This window comes from Cohnella sp. AR92 (assembly GCF_003990975.1).
Lineage (GTDB): Bacteria > Bacillota > Bacilli > Paenibacillales > Paenibacillaceae > Cohnella.
The window spans coordinates 1-2,097 of the sequence record NZ_RZJR01000036.1; the positions used below are offsets into that span (position 1 = coordinate 1).

The 2,097-nt window shown below is 50.9% G+C and carries 4 protein-coding genes; all 4 read left to right on the forward strand.

Annotated features, from left to right (window positions below; genetic code table 11):
* The first annotated feature begins 125 nt into the window (after positions 1–125).
* Positions 126–503 carry a DUF3168 domain-containing protein gene (locus ELR57_RS27740; RefSeq protein ID WP_126963089.1) on the forward strand — a complete coding sequence of 126 codons (378 nt, stop codon included), beginning with the start codon at positions 126–128 and terminating at the stop codon, positions 501–503.
* Positions 504–518: 15 nt separating this feature from the next.
* Positions 519–929, forward strand: coding sequence for a phage tail tube protein (locus ELR57_RS27745; RefSeq protein ID WP_126963090.1), 411 nt, complete (start codon positions 519–521; stop codon positions 927–929).
* Positions 930–996: 67 nt separating this feature from the next.
* Positions 997–1,383 carry a hypothetical protein gene (locus tag ELR57_RS27750; RefSeq protein WP_192896629.1) on the forward strand — a complete coding sequence of 129 codons (387 nt, stop codon included), beginning with the start codon at positions 997–999 and terminating at the stop codon, positions 1,381–1,383.
* 348 nt (positions 1,384–1,731) lie between these two features.
* Positions 1,732–2,097: hypothetical protein (locus ELR57_RS27755; protein WP_148125573.1), on the forward strand; the 366-nt coding region annotated here is incomplete at its 3' end.

Genomic DNA, 2,097 nt, shown 5'->3' on the forward strand with positions numbered 1-2,097 from the left:
GGTGGATACGTTCCTGGTTATCACTTCCTTCGCCGATCGCTTACCGATAATGTTAGAGCGATTGAATCGAAGATCGTTTCCGTCGCTGGCAAAGCGGTAGACAAGGCGCTGAGGGGGTGAACGCGATGAACTTCGAAGAAGCATTAACCTACGAGCTCGAAACGATACCGGGGCTTTCCGGAAAGGTTTACCCAATCTCCACACCGGGGAAGGGAGCGCCATATGCGCAATATCAATCGAGTTTTGGCCGCCAAGACAAGGCTCTTGCCGGCCATCTTGAAAGCAAATCAATTGAGGGAGAAATCAACCTCTTTGCAAAGTCATACGGTGAGCTGAAAGACTTGGAAAACGACGCCGTTGCTCTGCTTGTTGGTCTCGAACAAAGGATGATCGGAGACGATGGTCCTTTTGTTTATGAAATCACCTACGAGCAGCCGGTTGAGATGTTTGAATCCGCTCCAAAGCTTCATCGATGTGTGATCTCATTCAATATTCATATTTGATAGGGGGTATGTACCTTGGCAGTACGCGCGGTTGGAACACAACTACTCTTTGGAACGACGCCTGTTGCGGAGTTGTCCTCGATTGGTGGACTCGAGCTATCGGCCGACACGATCGACGTAACGAGTCTTGACAGCGATGGCGGTTACCGTCAATTCATCGGCGGATTCAAGGATGCAGGCGAAGTAAGCATTTCTGGATTCTTCAACCCGGAAGACGATGGACAAGCAGCCGTCTATGCTGCATTCGAAAGCGGCGCTACGCAATCTTGCAAAATCGTATTCCCGGCCTCTCTCGGTGCTTCTTGGGAGTTTAGCGCGGTTGTAACGGGATTTTCGACAAGCGCTGAACTGGAGGACGCCGTGAGCTTCGAAGGGACGCTTAAGGTTTCTGGAAAGCCGACACTGAAGCTTCCGACGACGCCGTAAGATAAGCAAGAACAAATCACAAGGCCGGGGGATAACCTCCGGTCTATTCAAATTTGGAGGGATTTACATGAGTAATGGAAATAACGATGTGGTCATGATCGATCTTGATCGTCCGCGGCAGCTTAGATTCGGTCATAAAGCCTTGAAGCAACTGGTTGCGCTGACAGGCATGAACATCGATGACCTCGACACGAGCAACCTCGACCTCGGTGAAATCGAGAAATTCCTTTACTGTGGCCTGTTGTCCGATGCGAAGTCGAACGGCGAGTCGCTGAGGCTCGAGGATATGGAGGATCTTCTAGACCAGGCACCGTCTTTCTCTCACATCGTCGAGAAGATGACAGAAGCCTTTAACGTATCGTTCGGTTCCTTCGGAGAGCAGGTCCCGGAGGGAAACTCGCAGGAGCTGGCGGAGAAGCCAGCGGCGGTAAGTGGGACTGGCAAGAAAGTTTAAAAGCGGCTATCCGAGTAGGCGTCACGATTACGGAATACAACGAGATCACGCCACATGAACTGAATCTTTATATTCATGCTTATAACGAGAGAGCAAAGGCCGAGAACCGCGAGGGAATTACCCTGGCGTATCTGACGGCTTCTTTGAGTCGTGCCAAAAAGATGCCACAACTTAAGAAGCTCATTGAAGAGGACAAGCCCAAGAAACGGGCACAGACACCGGAACAGATGCTTGAGAACGTGAAGAAACTGAACGCCGCATTCGGCGGAACGAGCGGGTGAATATGTGGCAGTCGTAAAGAACCTAATGGTTCGTGCCGGAGCTGACTTCAGCGGGATGCGCCGGGAGATGGCAAAGGCAAATAAGAACCTGACCGACTTCAAATCCAACATCTCAAGAAGTTTGAAGGGTGTCGGTGCAGCTCTTGCAACTCTGAGCATTGGAGCGGGACTTAGTAGTGTAATCAAGAATGCCATGCAGGTMGAAGCGGCATTTGGCCAGCTCGAGCGAACGATGGGCGAAAGCGCTAAGGAGTTTAATCGTTGGGCAAGCAATACCGCATCAGCATTTGGTTTATCAAGAAGCGCGGCGATTCAATACGGGGCGACCTACGCACGGGTAATATCTGATTTCTCTAGCGGTTCGAAGGAGACGCTTAAACTAACGCAGGATACGTTGAAGGCAGCTTCGATGATTTCAGCGAGTACTGGCATG